Below are 14465 nucleotides of genomic sequence, written 5' to 3'. Positions count from 1 at the left end.
GATGAATCAATCAATTTGGGATTGATTTTTCTTTTTAAAAAGAACTCTCTAATCTTTTCGATTTCCTGTTCACGGACGGCGCGGTGCTTGTTTGAAATCAGGATTTCATAGTGCAGAGGAGCCTGTGTGAAAACAACATCGCTGTTTCCTGCTGAATAGACTTCTACCAGTATCGCGTCGGTGCTTGCCAGCTGACTCTTGACCAGTTCAGCGTGACTGTTTGTTGTATTGATAAGCTTCATGCGATTTCCTCCTGCTTTTTACCTGCTATTATTATAACATGTTTGGAGTTAATTGTGAAACATTTCTTTAGTTTTTATGGACACTTCTCCACTTTTCGATGCCCCATTTGTGGCTGCCGCGTTTGAGCTTTTCAAGCGCTTCATCAATGGGAAACCAGGCTAAATTGTTAAAATCTTCCAGCGGCTGCTGGCTTTTTTTGAAGGACGTTACTTCATAAATATAGGCTGGATTGTAGAAATAAGTATCACGGTGGCGGGAGTAAAAATATTCATCAGCCTGGCCGAAGTAGGCGCCAATCTGAGCGGTAAAGCCCAGTTCTTCTATCAGTTCGCGTTCGAGAGCAGTCTGATGGTCTTCTCCCTCTTCAATCTGGCCGCCGGGCAGAAACCAAGCTCCATTCGGTGCCTGAACGAGAATGATTTTCTCTTTCTCTTCATCGGGGATGACAGCATAGACTCCATAGCGGGTCACATATTCTACATTTTCTTCTTTTTCTCCAAAAGTTGGATGGGTCATGTTATTTTCCTCAATCTCTAGTCAGTCTACTATTATCATAAAAAACTAAAGACTTGCTGTCAAGGATTTACCAAGGGTTTTGAAAATTTCTTGAAAACAATGCTGCTGTTCCGCCCCGATGCAGCTATTCTTCAAATTTGAAAATGCTGACGGGATAGAGTTTGAGGATTTTTTCCCAAAGGAAGCGCAGAAGAAGAGCGGCTGCTGTCGGCAGAAGGAGCCAGGCCAAAATAGCGGTTGGGACAGAGAGGCCGCCGGTGACGGAGGCAAAGAGACCGGTCAGACCGACCAGCCCGAAACCGGCAGAGGCGGGCGTTCCGCTAATGGCAAAGAAAGGCACCAGAAGCCCGGTCAGGATAGAGGTGGAAACAATGGGCAGATAGGAAATAGGGTGTTCAAAAACATTGGGCATCATCATCTTCATAGATCCCAGAGCAATAGCAGTGGTGACACCGGGTTTATTGATAAAGAAGGAGTGAACGACAAGGACGATACAGGTCGTACCGACCCCCATAGCCGCTGCTCCGGCAGACAGGCCGTTAAGACCGATTGCAAGGCCGATGGCCACGGTGGAAATAGGTGCTACAATCATAATAGCAAAGGTGACGCAAATGAGGACACTCATGAGGTAGGGCTGGAGCTCGGTAAAGTACATAATGATTTGCCCGATAGAGGTGGAAATCATTTTGACATAAGGCAGGGTGAAGAGGCCCAGACTAGCCAGAAGAGTACCGATTACAGGGATGAGGACAAAGCTGAAGGAATCAAATTTTCCTTCCAGCCAGAGCAGGCCCAGAGCGCTGACAGCGCAAATCAGCATCACATTGATAATGTCGCCGGTCCCGCTGGTGTAAAAGCCAGTGCTGATTTGCTTGGCTGCAGCAATCAACTCCTTGGGCGCCTGCTGTTTTTGCAGCTCGGCCAGAATCTGTCCGGCACCTGCCAGCCGGCTGGTGGCTCCGGAGCTGACAAAGGCAACAGCTGTCAGCAGAGCAGCCTTCATTCCCTTGAAGCCAAACTCAAAAGCAATCAGGGTTCCGATAATGGCGGCCAAGGCGCTTTGAAAGAGGACGTTGGCTGTGTTCCAAGTGGCGAAAAAAGCGTTGTTGGCAAAGAAGTCCAAGGAAAAAAGGACCGAGAACATGGAATTGGGCAGGAGGGAAACGATAACCCCGATAGCCGTTCCGTTCAGAATCTTGTGGAGAAAGCTTTTTGGGGTCAGTGGTTTGGTGTTTTCTGTAGTCATCAGTAAGCTCCTTTGTTTTTTGAAAAATAAAAAATCACCTGCTGCAAAGTTCAGGCGACAATAGAAAAAAGATAGTAAGAGTCCATCCCTCAAGCAAGAAAGAGGGATGGAGTTCCTCCGGACTTCTCATTCGTCAACAGCTGCGCCTGTATATCCATACTGGTCGAAATGGACAAAATGATAATCAATAATAACATGGCTCAGCTCCTTTTTATTTTTCTTGAAGCTATTATAACACGAAAAAAGAAAAATGAAAATAGTTTTATTAAAATTTTCTGAAAATTTTAATATTTATACTCAAAAAAAAGAAACTGGGTGGAATCCCAGTTTCTTGGTTTTCATTCGTCCTTGTCATCCGCAAGCGTACGGACTGTTTTATCAGTCTGAGCCTCCATTCTTTTTGCCGGCTTGATGAGAATTTTTCCCTTGCTGGTCATGACAGCCTTGAGGTGCTTCTCGCTTGGGTTTTCAAGATAAAAGTCGGTAATGGCGTCTTCGATATGTTCTTGAATTGTTCGGCGGAGCGGGCGGGCTCCCATCTTAGGATCATAGCCCAAGTCAACCAGTTTTTCCTTGACCTTGTCAGTGACATCCAGATGAATGCCATTGCCGGACAGGCGTTCATTGACATCGTCCAGCATCAGATCTACAATCTGCAGCAGATTTTCTTTGCTGAGGGCTTGGAATTCAACAATACCGTCAAAGCGGTTCATAAACTCAGGGCTGAAGAAGTTGCCCAGCTCTCCCAGGACGGAGTTGGTCCGGCCTTCACGCGCTGCTCCAAAGCCGACACTGGCTTCTGCCTTGCCGGTTCCGGCATTGGAAGTCATGATGATAATGGTATCTTTGAAGCTGACGGTTCGGCCCTGACCGTCTGTCAGACGCCCGTCATCCAGTACCTGCAGGAAGGTGTGCATGACATCGGGATGGGCTTTTTCTACCTCATCCAGCAGAATGAGAGAATAAGGATTGCGGCGGACGCGCTCAGTCAGCTGGCCGGCTTCATCATAGCCGACATAGCCCGGAGGAGCTCCGACCAATTTAGCCACGCTGTGCTTTTCCATGTATTCACTCATGTCAAAGCGAATCATACTGTCAGCCGAGCCAAAGAGCTCAATAGCCAGCTGTTTGGACAGCTCGGTCTTGCCGACTCCGGTCGGTCCGACAAAGAGGAAGCTGCCGATTGGGCGGTTGGGACTTCCCAGTCCGACCCGATTGCGGCGGATAGCTTTGGCAATCTTATCTACTGCATCATCTTGGCCGATGACATGGGCTTTCAAGTCATTGGCTAGGTTGACTAGCTGAGATTGTTCCTTTTCCTTGAGATCGCCGACAGGAATATTGGTTTTTTGCTCTACGATATGCTCAATGGTCTTTTCGCTGATAATAGGCGTATCCTTATCCAGCACGCTGGTCTGCTGCAGTTCCTTGTATTTGGCAATCTGGTCGCGGAAGTAGGCCGCCTTTTCGTAGTCTTCATCACGGGTGGCCTGAGCCTTGAGATTCTCCGCCTCAATCAGCCGCTGGTCAATGACCTTTGGATCAACAAAGTTGAGAGTCAGGTTCATCTTGGAGCCGGCCTCGTCCAAGAGGTCAATGGCCTTGTCAGGCAGAAAGCGGTCTTGGATGTAGCGATTGGAGAGAAGTGCGGCCGCTGTGATGGCCGCATCTGTATACTTGACATGATGGTAGTCTTCGTATTTCTTTTGAATCCCTTTGAGAATCGTAATCGTTTCCTCTACCGTTGGCTCATCTACCTTGACGGGCTGCATGCGGCGCTCCAAAGCAGCATCTTTTTCGATGATGCGGTATTCATTGAGGGTGGTTGCTCCGACCAGCTGCAGCTCCCCTCTTGCCAGAGCCGGTTTGAGAATATTGCCGGCATCCATATTGCCGTCACCGGCAGATCCGGCACCGACAATTTCATGGATTTCGTCAATGAAGAGGATGACATCCTGACGGGAGCGGATTTCGTCCATCAGCTTTTGCATGCGCTCTTCAAACTGACCGCGGATACCGGTGCCCTGAACTAAGCTGACCACATCCAGACGGATGACTTCCTTGCCTTGGAGTTTGTGGGGCACATCTCCGTCAACAATCTTTTGAGCCAGTCCTTCCACAACGGCAGTCTTACCGACACCGGGCTCGCCAATGAGGACAGGATTGTTCTTGGTTCGGCGATTGAGAATTTCAATGACGCGGATAATTTCTTCATCACGGCCGATCACAGGGTCGATGTCACCGCGGCGGGCAGACTCCGTCACATTGATACCGAACTCTTCCAAGAGTCCTTTGGGTTTCTGCGGAGCTTGCTGACGCTGGTCGTTTTTATGCTGATTGGAGCCATAGCCTCCGCCGCCCCCGTAAGCTCCGCCCGACTGAGTCGGTGGAGGAGTCGGTTCCTGCGGCTGCTGGAAATTGCTGAGGCTGTTAAAGAAATCATCGATGGGGTCAATTCCGTGGTTGTTAGCGTTGGCCATTCCGTTAAACAAAGAATGATCAGGGTCGGTTTTCATGATTTGATAGCAGTTTTGACACAAATCCACCTGCTGTTTATGGCCATTGACATTTGTATAGAGATGGATGGTTGATTCATTGATTTTGCAATTTTGGCAAAGCATGCAGTTACCTCTTTCCTTTCATGTGGAATCTGACTGTTTTTGCATTGGTCAAGAATAGTCAAAATTTTATACTTACATTATATCAGTATTCTCAAACATTGCAAGAATTTGCTACAAAATCATTCCTGAGACCGATTCTGATGAAAATAAATCTTTGAAAAATTACAAAAAATACCCTTTTAGTGGTATTTCGGCTCCTATTTATGGTAAAATGATAAGGAACTAAGTAAATAGGAGAAACAAAATGGAATCACATTTAGTTAGAATTATTAACCGCTTAGAGGCTATGGCTAAGGACGGCGGAAATTTGAAACGTAATTTTGAACGTGAAGGAGTAGTTGTAGCAGAAGTTGCCTACAGTTACGATGAAGAGAATGGCTCAGTCTTTACTCTGCGGGATGTCGAAGCGCGTGAAACCTATACTTTTGACAGCATTGACCTGATTGCCATGGAAATCTACGAATTGCTTTACTAAGAAGCAGCCTGCTGCTCTATAGTTGGGAAAAACGGATTAGCTGGGCTAATCCGTTTTTTAGAACTTGGCTTCAGGACTGGTTTTGCTGTTTCATCCTCAATGATGCTCATCAGCAAATCAGAAAGCCAGCCGCAGTTTGCAGCATTTTTCCAAGAGTATAAAGTTTTTTTCGTCACCCGCCGTTAAAATTTTTTGTCTATATCCAGTCTTTCTGCTGCAAGTTGCCTAGATTGACTAAAAAGAAGCGCTTATCCAGCAAAAATCATCGTTTCTCTTATAACCTCATATAAGAAAAAGGTATAGCAGACGGGGACAGTTTTTTGTTATAATAAAAAAGATAATGAAAAAGAAATGAGAAAATAATGGCGCAGATTATCGATGGCAGAGGTTTAGCAGACAAGCTGCAGGCAAGATTGGCTGAGAAAACAGCAAAGCTGAAAGAAGAAACGGGACGGGTGCCCGGATTGGCGGTACTGGTAGTGGGCAATGACCCCGCCAGCCAGATATATGTGAGAAATAAAGAGCGTTCGGCTCTGGCCGTCGGTTTCAGAAGCAAGGTAGACCGCCTGCCGGAAGCGACTGGTCAGGAAGAACTGCTGGCCTTGATTGAGACCTACAATCAAAATCCTGACTGGCATGGTATTTTAGTCCAGCTGCCTCTGCCAGCTCATATTGATGAGGAGGCCGTACTGGCAGCTATCAATCCAGATAAGGATGTGGACGGTTTCCACCCTATGAATATGGGCCGGCTTTGGTCCGGCCATCCGGTCATGGTTCCCTCGACTCCGGCCGGCATCATGGAAATGTTTCATGAGTACAATGTGGAGCTGGAAGGCAAAAGAGCGGTTGTCATCGGCCGCAGCAATATTGTCGGCAAGCCCATGGCCCAGCTGCTCTTAGCCAAGAATGCTACGGTAACCCTGACCCATTCCCGCACCCACCATTTGGCGGAAATCGCTAAGAAAGCGGATATTTTGATTGTAGCCATCGGCCGCGGCCATTTTGTGTCCAGGGAATTTGTCAAAGAAGGGGCAGTCGTCATTGATGTGGGCATGAACCGGGATGAAAACGGCCGGCTGATCGGCGATGTCAAATTTGATGAGGTTGCTGAGATTGCCAGCCTGATTACGCCGGTACCTAAGGGAGTGGGCCCGATGACCATCACTATGCTGATGGAGCAGACCTATCAAGCTTTTAAACGGAGTCTTAAAAAATGAAATTTGTCTTTGATTTGGATGGCACCCTGTGCTTTGATTATATGACGATTGACGAGGAGCTCAAGCAGGTTCTACTGACTGCTCCCCATTACGGACATGAGGTTGTTTTTGCTTCAGCCAGATCCTACCGGGACTGTCTGGGACTTTTGGGCTCGGAACTCAGCCAGCAGTTAGTTATTGGCCTCAATGGCGGTTTGGCTTACCAAGGCGGGCAGCTGATCTTTGAGCGGCAGCTGAATCCAGCTAGCTATCAGGCCGTGCTGGACTTCTGTCGGACCTATAATCTGCCTTTTTTCGTAGATAATACTTTTAATTATAGCGGTCAGATTTTGGAGAAAATTCCTTTTATTGCCAGTGTAGATCCGCTTGGCCGAGCCAAGCAGCTGGACTTAGCGGAACTCCAGCATCCCATAAAAATCGTCATCTATATGGGAAATCATGAGCAGCTAGTGGAAGATTTGCAGGCTCAGTTTGAAAATCTGTCTGATTTGACTGTCGACTACCATGAACACGAGCAGTGTTTTTATATCAATCCGGCTGACACCCACAAGGCCTCAACCATTCAGGAACTCTGTGGAGAAAACTATGTGGCCTTTGGCAATGACCAGAATGACATTGAGATGTTTAAGAACTCCCTCTATGCGGTTCAGGTCGGCGATTTCCCGGCTTTGAAAGCTTATGCTGATGATCAGGTGGCCCTAAAAGGCGATTTCATCTACGCTTTGGCTGCAGCTATCCGTCAGGCTTTTCTGGATTTTAAGGGAAAATAAGAATGAAAACAGTCAGCAGATCCTCTGGCTGTTTTTAAGATGTTCCTTTCACAAAAAAAACTTTGTTCTTTGGCAGATTAGGGAATTTCTTCTCTGAAGAAAGCCTGCTTTTTTATTTTCAGGCTGAGCTAAAAATATGATAAAATAGGGAAAAGGAGAATGGATATGAAACAGATTGGCCAAGAATTGCTGCAAAAAGTCATCACATCGCGTCCTCTGAACAGCCACAAGGGGGATTACGGCCGGCTGCTGTTAATCGGCGGGACTTACCCTTACGGCGGAGCCATCATCATGGCGGCCCTGGCGGCAGTCAGGAGCGGAGCGGGTCTGGTCACGGCGGCGACGGATCGAGAAAACATCGCTGCTCTGCACAGCCGTCTGCCAGAGGCCATGGCCTTTGATCTGCGGGAGACTGACCGGCTGTTTGAGCAGATGGCCAGAGCGGATGTTGTCTTAATCGGTCCGGGTCTGGCAGAGGGGGACTTTGAAAAGGCTCTTTTAAGCAAGCTTTTGCAGGAAGCAGGAGAAGATCAGGTTTTGATTGTAGATGGCGGGGCTATCTCTCTTTTCAGCCAGGCAGCTCTGTCCTTTCTTAAAGCCCAGACTATCTTTACACCGCATCAGAAAGAGTGGGAGCGCCTGAGCGGTCTGCCTGTTGCTGAGCAGACAGAGGCTGCTAATCGGGCTGCTGTCAATGCCTTTCCTTTGGGGACAATCCTTGTCCAAAAAAAGCATGGGACAGCAATTTATCAAAGCGGCAGCAGCGAAAGCTGGCAGCTGACAGCCGGCGGTCCTTATCAGGCGACCGGCGGCATGGGGGATACCTTGGCTGGTATGATTGCTGCTTTTGCTGGTCAATTCAAGGAGCAGAGTCTGCTGGATCGGGTTTCTGCCGCAACTCTCCTGCATTCCGTCATTGCGGATGCATTGTCCCAAGAAGCTTATGTGGTTCTGCCGACAGACATCAGTCGGGAAATTCCGCGGTGGATGAAGCTGCTGTGCGAGGAAAAGACAGATTTTTCATGAATTTTTTAGGAAAAGGCTTGTTTTTAAAGCGGTTGCATGTTAATATGAAAAAACAGGGAGAAGAAGGGCGGCAGGATGGTGCAGAAACGAGTCCGGCCTGCGCCTGCTTCCCGCAGGGTTTTTCTCCCTTGTGAATGGAACGTGGGCTTAGCTCTTGGCAAAAAGGATAAAATGTTTTAGAAGCTTCAGCTTCTCTGTCAGTTTTTCTATTTTTGCTCAGCGCTGCTGGCATCCTCGTATCTTGTGGAAGGAGGTATCAGGTATTGGTGAAAGCAACCATGAAAGATGTGGCAGAATTAGCTGGTGTGGGGCTGGGAACGGTCTCACGGGTGGTCAATGGCTACCGCGTCAAGGATTCGACCTATCAAAAGGTTCAAGAGGCGATCGCGCGTCTGGATTATTCCCCTGATGAATATGCAAGAGGCCTGAAAACAAACCGCAGCAATATCGTGGCCTTGATTATTCCGACTATTTGGCATCCTTTCTTTTCGGAATTTGCCTATCATGTGGAAAAGGAGCTTCTGAAAAATCACTATAAGCTCTTTATCTGCAATGCTGATGGGGATGCGGCCAATGAAATCGAGTACATCGAAATGCTGGAGAAAAATAAGGTAGACGGTATTATTGCCATTACCTATTCGGACATTGATAAGTATGTTTCGTCCAGCCTTCCCTTTGTCAGCTTTGACCGCCATTTCTCAGAGAATGTGTCTTATGTGACATCGGAAAATTTCCTAGGCGGACAGCTGGCGGCTCAGGAATTGCTGAAGCGGGGGGCCCGGCAGCTGGCCTATATCGGCGGGACTAATATTCACGAAAATGAGACCAAGCAGAGAAAGCTGGGGTTCACTGCTCAGGCAGAGGCGGAGGCTTGCGCTGTGCTTGAGCTGGATATGGAAGAACCCTTGGTCAATCCTGAAGAACAGATTGAAAGCTTTTTGCGGCTTCATCCTCAGATAGATGGGATCTTTACGGTCAATGATTTCATGGCGCTTCGGGTTATCAAGGTTATGGACAGGCTGGGCAAGGCCGCTCCGGAGGACTATCAGATCATCGGTTTTGACGGTCTGCGCAATGCAGAGGACCAATCCTACCTCCTGTCAACCATCGCCCAGTCTTTGGATCTGATCGCTCAGGCTTCTGTCGACTTGCTGCTGCGTTTAATCAGTCAGCAGCAGCGGGAAAAGACAAGGGTTGCCATTCCGGTTCGTTTTGAAGAAGGCGGCACCACCAAAATCCTGTCCTGAAATTCAAAAAATATCCTAAAAAGCAGTTGACTTTTTATGAAAGCGCTGTTATAATTAAAGTGCAAACGGAAACGTTTCAAAAAAGACAAAAAGGTCACCGGCCTTTCTCTTTTTCAAAGAAAATGGAAACGTTTCAAAAAGGAGGAAATTATGCGTAAAGGTATTGTTCTATCGGTTCTTACAGCCCTGTCGTTAGGATTTTTGGCTGGCTGCAGCGGTTCGGGCAGCGGCTCAAAGGATGCTGCTTCTTCAAACGACATCAAGGTTTGGGTTCAGTTTTCTGACGAGACAGCTGAAGGTAAGGCTTGGGACCAGGTCGTACAAAATTTCAATAAGAAATACGAAGGCAAGTACAAGGTTGTAACCGAGTATATTCCTCGAAGCGGCAGCGGCGGCGGCTATGAAGACAAGGTCAATGCGGCTATTACCACCAACAGTCTGCCGGACGTCATTACTCTGGATGGTCCTAATACAGCAGCTTATGCCCAGTCAAAAGTCATCACTCCGCTGGATGATTATGTCAAAGATGATGATATGGACGATGTTCTGGACAGCATCAAGCAGCAGGGGACTTACGACGGCAAATTCTATGCTTTTGGCTATTCAGAATCCAGTGTCGGCATTTACTATAATAAAAAGATGTTCAAGGAAGCAGGCATTGATGAAGCCAGTCTGCCAAGCTTGGAAAAGCCATGGACTTGGGATGAATTTAAGGCCATCAGCAAAAAACTGAAAGACCACTTCAAGGAAGCAGCTATTGACTTCCGTCTCAATTCCAATGATGAAATGCTGCCCTATGCATATATGCCGCTCATCTGGTCTAATGACGGAACAGTGGTAAATGATGACGGCACTAAGGCTGAAGGTTATTTCAATGCTAAGGAAAGTGTGGAAGCTATCCAGTTTATCCAAGATTTGGTCAAGGAAGGCTATACAACTGTCAGCCCGGTTGAAAAAGGCTTTGAGACAGGCCAGTACCCAATGGTTCTCAGCGGTTCGTGGACAATTGCTGATTTGGAAACCAATTATAAGGACATTGACTTTGGCATTCTGCCTTATCCGGTATCCAATACAACGAAGAAATTAGTGTCTCCTTCAGGCAGCTGGCAGCTGGGTGTGACTGAAAAGTCCGATAAGAAGGAAGCTGCGGCTGAGTTTGTCAAGTTTGCAACCAATACGGAATCAAGCGAAATCCTCAGTTTGGGCAACAGTGTGCTGCCAATCCGTAAATCCACTATTGAAAATATCAAGGATAAGGTTTCTGAACCAATGAAATTTTTGATGGAGCAAAATGCAGCAACTGCCCATGCACGCCCGGTTGTGGTGGCTTATCCGCAGGTATCCCGCTCCTTCCAGCAAGCCATGCAGGATATCAGCTACTATGAAGAAAATCCAAGTGTTCAGAAAGTGCTGGATGCGCGTGCCAAAGAAATGCAGGCAGCCATTGATCAAGCTCTGAATAAGTAATACTCAAAGAAAATGGACTGTTGACAAGGGATAAGAATAAGGTCAATAGACGATAAATTGTCTCATTGATTTACGAGGCTGGCTGTTTTTAGACGGTGCCTTCCAAAAGATGCATCCCTCTGTGGGTGAGGACGCAGCCATCCCATCATGGGAGTCTGTCCCAGCCTCATCTTCGATGTTCAAAGAGTATCAGATCAGATTTGCTGCTTGTTCATGCAATCTAGGGATGGGGCACAACCGAGTATGAGGTGCGGCCTCGTCCCTGTTTTATTCTCCTGCTCATATGCATTTCTTTTCTTAAGTGATGACGCAAAAAGGAGATAAACCAAACAGCGGTATGAGTCTGCAGGCGCTATCAGGCTGCCAGTCTGTCGGACGGACTCTGAATCCGAATGAAAGGGAACTATTCATGAAGCAAAAGAAACGTCAGAAATTAAAAGAAAATCTCTTGGGCTACGGCTTTCTGTCGCCGGCCCTGATTCTACTATTGGTTTTCTTGGTGATTCCGGTTGGAATGGTTGTCTATTATGCTTTTACAGACTACTATCTGCTGACGCCGGACGCCCGCAAGTTTATCGGCTTTGACAATTTTATCCGGCTGGCTAAGGATCCGACCTTCTTCAAAAGTGTCCTAAATACCGCTCAGTTTGTTGTCTGGATCATTCCGGTTCAGCTGGGAGCAGCATTGGGCATGGCATTGATTGTGAATAAAAAACGTAAGGGCAATATGTTCTTTAAGGTTGCCTTCTTTGCGCCGGTGGTTATGTCTCTGGTCGTTATTTCCATTCTCTGGCTCTATCTGCTCAATCCCAATAATGGTCTCTTGAATGCACTGTTGGACAAGGTTGGGATTGCCGCTCAGCCTTTCTTGCGGAGCCCCAAGCAGGCCATGTATGCGATTGTCTTTGTTTCTGCCTGGCAAGGAGCCGGCTATCAGATGCTGCTCTTTTTGGGCGGTATGCAGAATATCCCGCAGGATGTCTATGAGGCAGCAGAGCTGGATGGCTTTAGCAAGTGGGAGCAGTTCCGCTATATTACCATGCCGCTCTTAAAGCCAACAGCCCTTTTCGTTCTGCTGACGACACTGATTTCAGCCTTTAAGCTGATTGTGCAGCCGATGGTAATGACCCAGGGCGGCCCGATGAACTCAACTATTACGATGGTTTATTACATTTACCAGCAAGGTTTTACAGACCGCTTAGTCGGCTACTCTAGTTCCATTGCACTGGTATTTACGACCTTGATTGGCATGATTAGCCTGGTCCAAAGACGTGTACTGAAGGAGGATGAATAGAATGAAAGGTATCAAAGCAGGAACGGTTCTGGAATATATCCTCTTGCTCCTCTTGGCAGCCCTCTTCCTCTTTCCGATGATTTGGATGGTGGTGTCTTCTATGAAGCCGGAGGCAGATGTCTACAAAAATCTGAGCAGCTGGCAGGCTTTTTTGCCCAGTCTGAATCCGGCCAACTGGTTTAAACCCTATCAGGAAGTGCTGGAGCGCTTCAGTATCCTGACCTATCTGGCCAACAGTGTGTTTTATGCGGGGACTTTTGCACTGGGCTCTATTATCGTGAATTCTCTGGCCGGCTTTGCCTTTGCCAAGATTGATTTTTCCGGCAAAAAGCTGCTCTTTGGTTTTCTTCTGGCTTTGCTGATTATTCCCATGGAGACTATGCTGATTCCGCAGTTTACCATTATCAATGCTCTGGGTCTGGTCAACAATCGCTTGGCGGTTATTATTCCCGGCCTGGCCAGTGTCTTTAATATCTACCTTTTCAGAAATTTCTTTATTGCCATTCCAGAGGAAATCATTGAATCAGCCCGTATGGACGGCGCAGGGATTTTGCGGATTTTCTGGCAGATTATGCTGCCCATGTCTAAGCCTGCTGTTGCAACGGTCGGCGTGCTGTCTTTCATTTCCAGCTGGAATGATTACATCTGGCCGCTCATGGTCTTGACGGATTCGTCCAAGTTTTCCATGCAGGTTGCGATTACCACTATCAACACGACTCAGCCGGTTTATATCAATCAGGTAATGGCTGTGCTGACCATTTCCACGATTCCGCTGATTCTGGTTTATATCGTTGCTCAAAAATACATCATCCAAGGTTTGGGTGGTTCAGGTACAGGAATTAAGTAGGTCGGTCTATGAAAGAGAAAATTACAGAAGCGAACCGCTTCATAGAGGCACATCGCCATAAGGTCAAGGAGCAGTACAGAGGACAGTTCCACTTGCTGCCGCCTATTGGCTGGATGAATGACCCCAATGGTTTTGTCTATTTCAGAGGGGAATACCATCTTTTTTATCAATTTTATCCATATGACAGCGTTTGGGGGCCGATGCACTGGGGGCATGCCAAGTCCAGAGATTTGCTGCACTGGGAGGAACTGCCGGTCGCGCTGGCGCCGAGTGAGGACTATGACCGTGACGGCTGCTTTTCGGGAAGTGCTCTTGTAGTTGATGACCAGCTGGTCTTGATGTATACAGGGCATGCGGAAGATGCAGAAAAAAGGACAGAAACCCAGTGCATTGCTGTATCAAAAGACGGCCTGACCTTTGAGAAATATGCTGGAAATCCGGTCATTGCCCAAGAAGAGATTGCAGGGATTGCTGATATAGCAGATTTTCGAGATCCGAAAATATTCAAGCAGCAGGACCGCTATTATGCTGTAGTGGCCTCTAAAACAGAGGATAAGCGCGGGCAGATTCTGCTCTTTGAGTCCAAGGATTGCCTGCACTGGTCCTTCAAATCCGTTCTTTTGGAAGGTCGGGCTGGTCAGGGCATTATGTGGGAGTGCCCGGATTTGTTTCAGCTGGATGGCAAATGGGTGCTGCTCCTGTCTCCGATTGAGATGGAGCGTCAGGAGGAGCAGTTTTGGAATCTCAACTCTACTCTGGCTTTCATCGGTCAGGTAGACTGGCAAAGCGGCCGTTTTATGGTTGAAAACAGTCATGAAATTGACGGCGGGCTGGATTTTTATGCACCTCAGACCTGTGTCAATGATCAGGGGGAGCGTTACTTGGTGGCCTGGATGCAGATGTGGCACCGCACCATTCCGCCGCATCAGCTGGGACATGGCTGGTCCGGTATGATGACCCTGCCGCGCAAGCTGTCGGTCAGAAATGGCCGTCTGTATCAGGAAATTCCCGAAAGCTTTTTCGCTTTTCTGGATTTACAGGAGGAGTATGTCCATAATGCTGGTCAGGCTGATCTGCACTTTGCCAATCTGATTCAGCAGCAGCAGTATATCCGTCTGAGCTTGGAAACAGCCAGTGATGTTGAGCTGGCCTATGCCAGAAATCCTCAGACTGGTGCTGCAATCAGTCTCAGCTATTCCCATAGTCAGCATATCCTGCAGCTCAGCCGTGAGGGAGCAGGGCATAAAATTTCCGGGCAGGAGCAGCCTTATCTGGATACACGCCTGATGAAGCTGGAAAATCAGGACCAGCCCTTCGTTTTAGAACTGGTTCGCGACACCAGCTCCATAGAGGTCTTTCTTAACGGTCAGACCATGTCCATGACTTTTTATGAAAAGGATGCGGGCAGTGATCTTTTCTTAAGGACTGCTGGTCTGGGTGCAGGCAGTTTGGAACTCTATGCCATTCGATCATGAAGAAAGAGAAGAAGTATGGTA

Annotated in this window: 14 protein-coding genes; 10 read left to right on the top strand and 4 right to left on the bottom strand. The window is 47.6% G+C overall.

What is annotated here, in order from left to right:
- The 4 genes from STRDD11_RS09130 to STRDD11_RS09115 all read right to left on the bottom strand — a co-directional run.
- The coding region (locus STRDD11_RS09130; protein ID WP_128837119.1) for a DUF1827 family protein at nucleotides 1–242 on the bottom strand (242 nt) is incomplete at its 3' end.
- Nucleotides 243–309: 67 nt separating this feature from the next.
- Nucleotides 310–759, bottom strand: coding sequence for an NUDIX hydrolase (locus STRDD11_RS09125; protein WP_128837056.1), 450 nt, complete (start codon nucleotides 757–759; stop codon nucleotides 310–312).
- A 124-nt stretch (nucleotides 760–883) separates the two neighbouring features.
- On the bottom strand, nucleotides 884–2005 hold the full coding sequence (locus tag STRDD11_RS09120; RefSeq protein ID WP_128837055.1) for a PTS sugar transporter subunit IIC: 1122 nt from the start codon (nucleotides 2003–2005) through the stop codon (nucleotides 884–886).
- Nucleotides 2006–2343: 338 nt separating this feature from the next.
- On the bottom strand, nucleotides 2344–4626 hold the full coding sequence (locus tag STRDD11_RS09115) for an ATP-dependent Clp protease ATP-binding subunit (protein WP_128837054.1): 2283 nt from the start codon (nucleotides 4624–4626) through the stop codon (nucleotides 2344–2346).
- A 244-nt stretch (nucleotides 4627–4870) separates the two neighbouring features.
- Between STRDD11_RS09115 and STRDD11_RS09110 the strand changes: the two genes are divergently transcribed.
- From STRDD11_RS09110 to STRDD11_RS09070, 10 genes are all read left to right on the top strand, one after another.
- Complete coding sequence (locus STRDD11_RS09110) at nucleotides 4871–5101, top strand: DUF1797 family protein (protein WP_128837053.1); 231 nt, start codon at nucleotides 4871–4873, stop codon at nucleotides 5099–5101.
- A 362-nt stretch (nucleotides 5102–5463) separates the two neighbouring features.
- A complete protein-coding gene (locus tag STRDD11_RS09105; protein ID WP_128837052.1) occupies nucleotides 5464–6318 on the top strand; it encodes a bifunctional methylenetetrahydrofolate dehydrogenase/methenyltetrahydrofolate cyclohydrolase in 855 nt (284 codons plus the stop codon).
- Entirely contained in the window at nucleotides 6315–7088 is a 774-nt protein-coding gene (locus tag STRDD11_RS09100) for an HAD hydrolase family protein (protein ID WP_128837051.1), read from the top strand. Before STRDD11_RS09105 ends, STRDD11_RS09100 begins: the two co-directional genes overlap by 4 nt.
- A 165-nt stretch (nucleotides 7089–7253) precedes the next feature.
- Nucleotides 7254–8114 carry an NAD(P)H-hydrate dehydratase gene (locus tag STRDD11_RS09095; protein ID WP_128837050.1) on the top strand — a complete coding sequence of 287 codons (861 nt, stop codon included), beginning with the start codon at nucleotides 7254–7256 and terminating at the stop codon, nucleotides 8112–8114.
- The gene (locus STRDD11_RS13705) at nucleotides 8111–8248 is read left to right on the top strand and encodes a hypothetical protein (RefSeq protein ID WP_164828447.1); all 138 of its coding nucleotides are present in this window, start codon (nucleotides 8111–8113) and stop codon (nucleotides 8246–8248) included. The genes STRDD11_RS09095 and STRDD11_RS13705 overlap by 4 nt, the downstream gene beginning before the upstream one ends.
- A gap of 144 nt (nucleotides 8249–8392) precedes the next feature.
- Nucleotides 8393–9361 (top strand): substrate-binding domain-containing protein, encoded by a 969-nt coding sequence (locus tag STRDD11_RS09090; protein WP_206512694.1) that lies wholly within the window; start codon nucleotides 8393–8395, stop codon nucleotides 9359–9361.
- A 150-nt stretch (nucleotides 9362–9511) separates the two neighbouring features.
- A complete protein-coding gene (locus STRDD11_RS09085) occupies nucleotides 9512–10828 on the top strand; it encodes an ABC transporter substrate-binding protein (protein ID WP_164828446.1) in 1317 nt (438 codons plus the stop codon).
- A 409-nt stretch (nucleotides 10829–11237) separates the two neighbouring features.
- Nucleotides 11238–12122, top strand: a complete 885-nt coding sequence (locus tag STRDD11_RS09080; protein ID WP_128837048.1) for a carbohydrate ABC transporter permease — start codon at nucleotides 11238–11240, stop codon at nucleotides 12120–12122.
- A complete protein-coding gene (locus tag STRDD11_RS09075; protein WP_128837047.1) occupies nucleotides 12115–12969 on the top strand; it encodes a carbohydrate ABC transporter permease in 855 nt (284 codons plus the stop codon). Before STRDD11_RS09080 ends, STRDD11_RS09075 begins: the two co-directional genes overlap by 8 nt.
- 8 nt (nucleotides 12970–12977) lie before the next feature.
- The gene (locus STRDD11_RS09070; protein WP_128837046.1) at nucleotides 12978–14444 is read left to right on the top strand and encodes a glycoside hydrolase family 32 protein; all 1467 of its coding nucleotides are present in this window, start codon (nucleotides 12978–12980) and stop codon (nucleotides 14442–14444) included.
- Nucleotides 14445–14465: the final 21 nt, after the last annotated feature.

The organism is Streptococcus sp. DD11, assembly GCF_001578865.1.
Classification (GTDB): domain Bacteria; phylum Bacillota; class Bacilli; order Lactobacillales; family Streptococcaceae; genus Streptococcus; species Streptococcus panodentis.
This window is presented reverse-complemented; position numbering and strand designations above follow the sequence as displayed.

Excerpts from the sequence above, each read along its gene's own strand:
- STRDD11_RS09125 (WP_128837056.1), bottom strand. The coding sequence starts at position 759 with ATGACCCATCCAACTTTTGGAGAAAAAGAAGAAAATGTAGAATATGTG.
- STRDD11_RS09120 (WP_128837055.1), bottom strand. The coding sequence starts at position 2,005 with ATGACTACAGAAAACACCAAACCACTGACCCCAAAAAGCTTTCTCCAC.
- STRDD11_RS09115 (WP_128837054.1), bottom strand. The coding sequence starts at position 4,626 with ATGCTTTGCCAAAATTGCAAAATCAATGAATCAACCATCCATCTCTAT.
- STRDD11_RS09110 (WP_128837053.1), top strand. The coding sequence starts at position 4,871 with ATGGAATCACATTTAGTTAGAATTATTAACCGCTTAGAGGCTATGGCT.
- STRDD11_RS09105 (WP_128837052.1), top strand. The coding sequence starts at position 5,464 with ATGGCGCAGATTATCGATGGCAGAGGTTTAGCAGACAAGCTGCAGGCA.
- STRDD11_RS09100 (WP_128837051.1), top strand. The coding sequence starts at position 6,315 with ATGAAATTTGTCTTTGATTTGGATGGCACCCTGTGCTTTGATTATATG.
- STRDD11_RS09095 (WP_128837050.1), top strand. The coding sequence starts at position 7,254 with ATGAAACAGATTGGCCAAGAATTGCTGCAAAAAGTCATCACATCGCGT.
- STRDD11_RS13705 (WP_164828447.1), top strand. The coding sequence starts at position 8,111 with ATGAATTTTTTAGGAAAAGGCTTGTTTTTAAAGCGGTTGCATGTTAAT.
- STRDD11_RS09090 (WP_206512694.1), top strand. The coding sequence starts at position 8,393 with ATGAAAGATGTGGCAGAATTAGCTGGTGTGGGGCTGGGAACGGTCTCA.
- STRDD11_RS09085 (WP_164828446.1), top strand. The coding sequence starts at position 9,512 with ATGCGTAAAGGTATTGTTCTATCGGTTCTTACAGCCCTGTCGTTAGGA.
- STRDD11_RS09080 (WP_128837048.1), top strand. The coding sequence starts at position 11,238 with ATGAAGCAAAAGAAACGTCAGAAATTAAAAGAAAATCTCTTGGGCTAC.
- STRDD11_RS09075 (WP_128837047.1), top strand. The coding sequence starts at position 12,115 with ATGAATAGAATGAAAGGTATCAAAGCAGGAACGGTTCTGGAATATATC.
- STRDD11_RS09070 (WP_128837046.1), top strand. The coding sequence starts at position 12,978 with ATGAAAGAGAAAATTACAGAAGCGAACCGCTTCATAGAGGCACATCGC.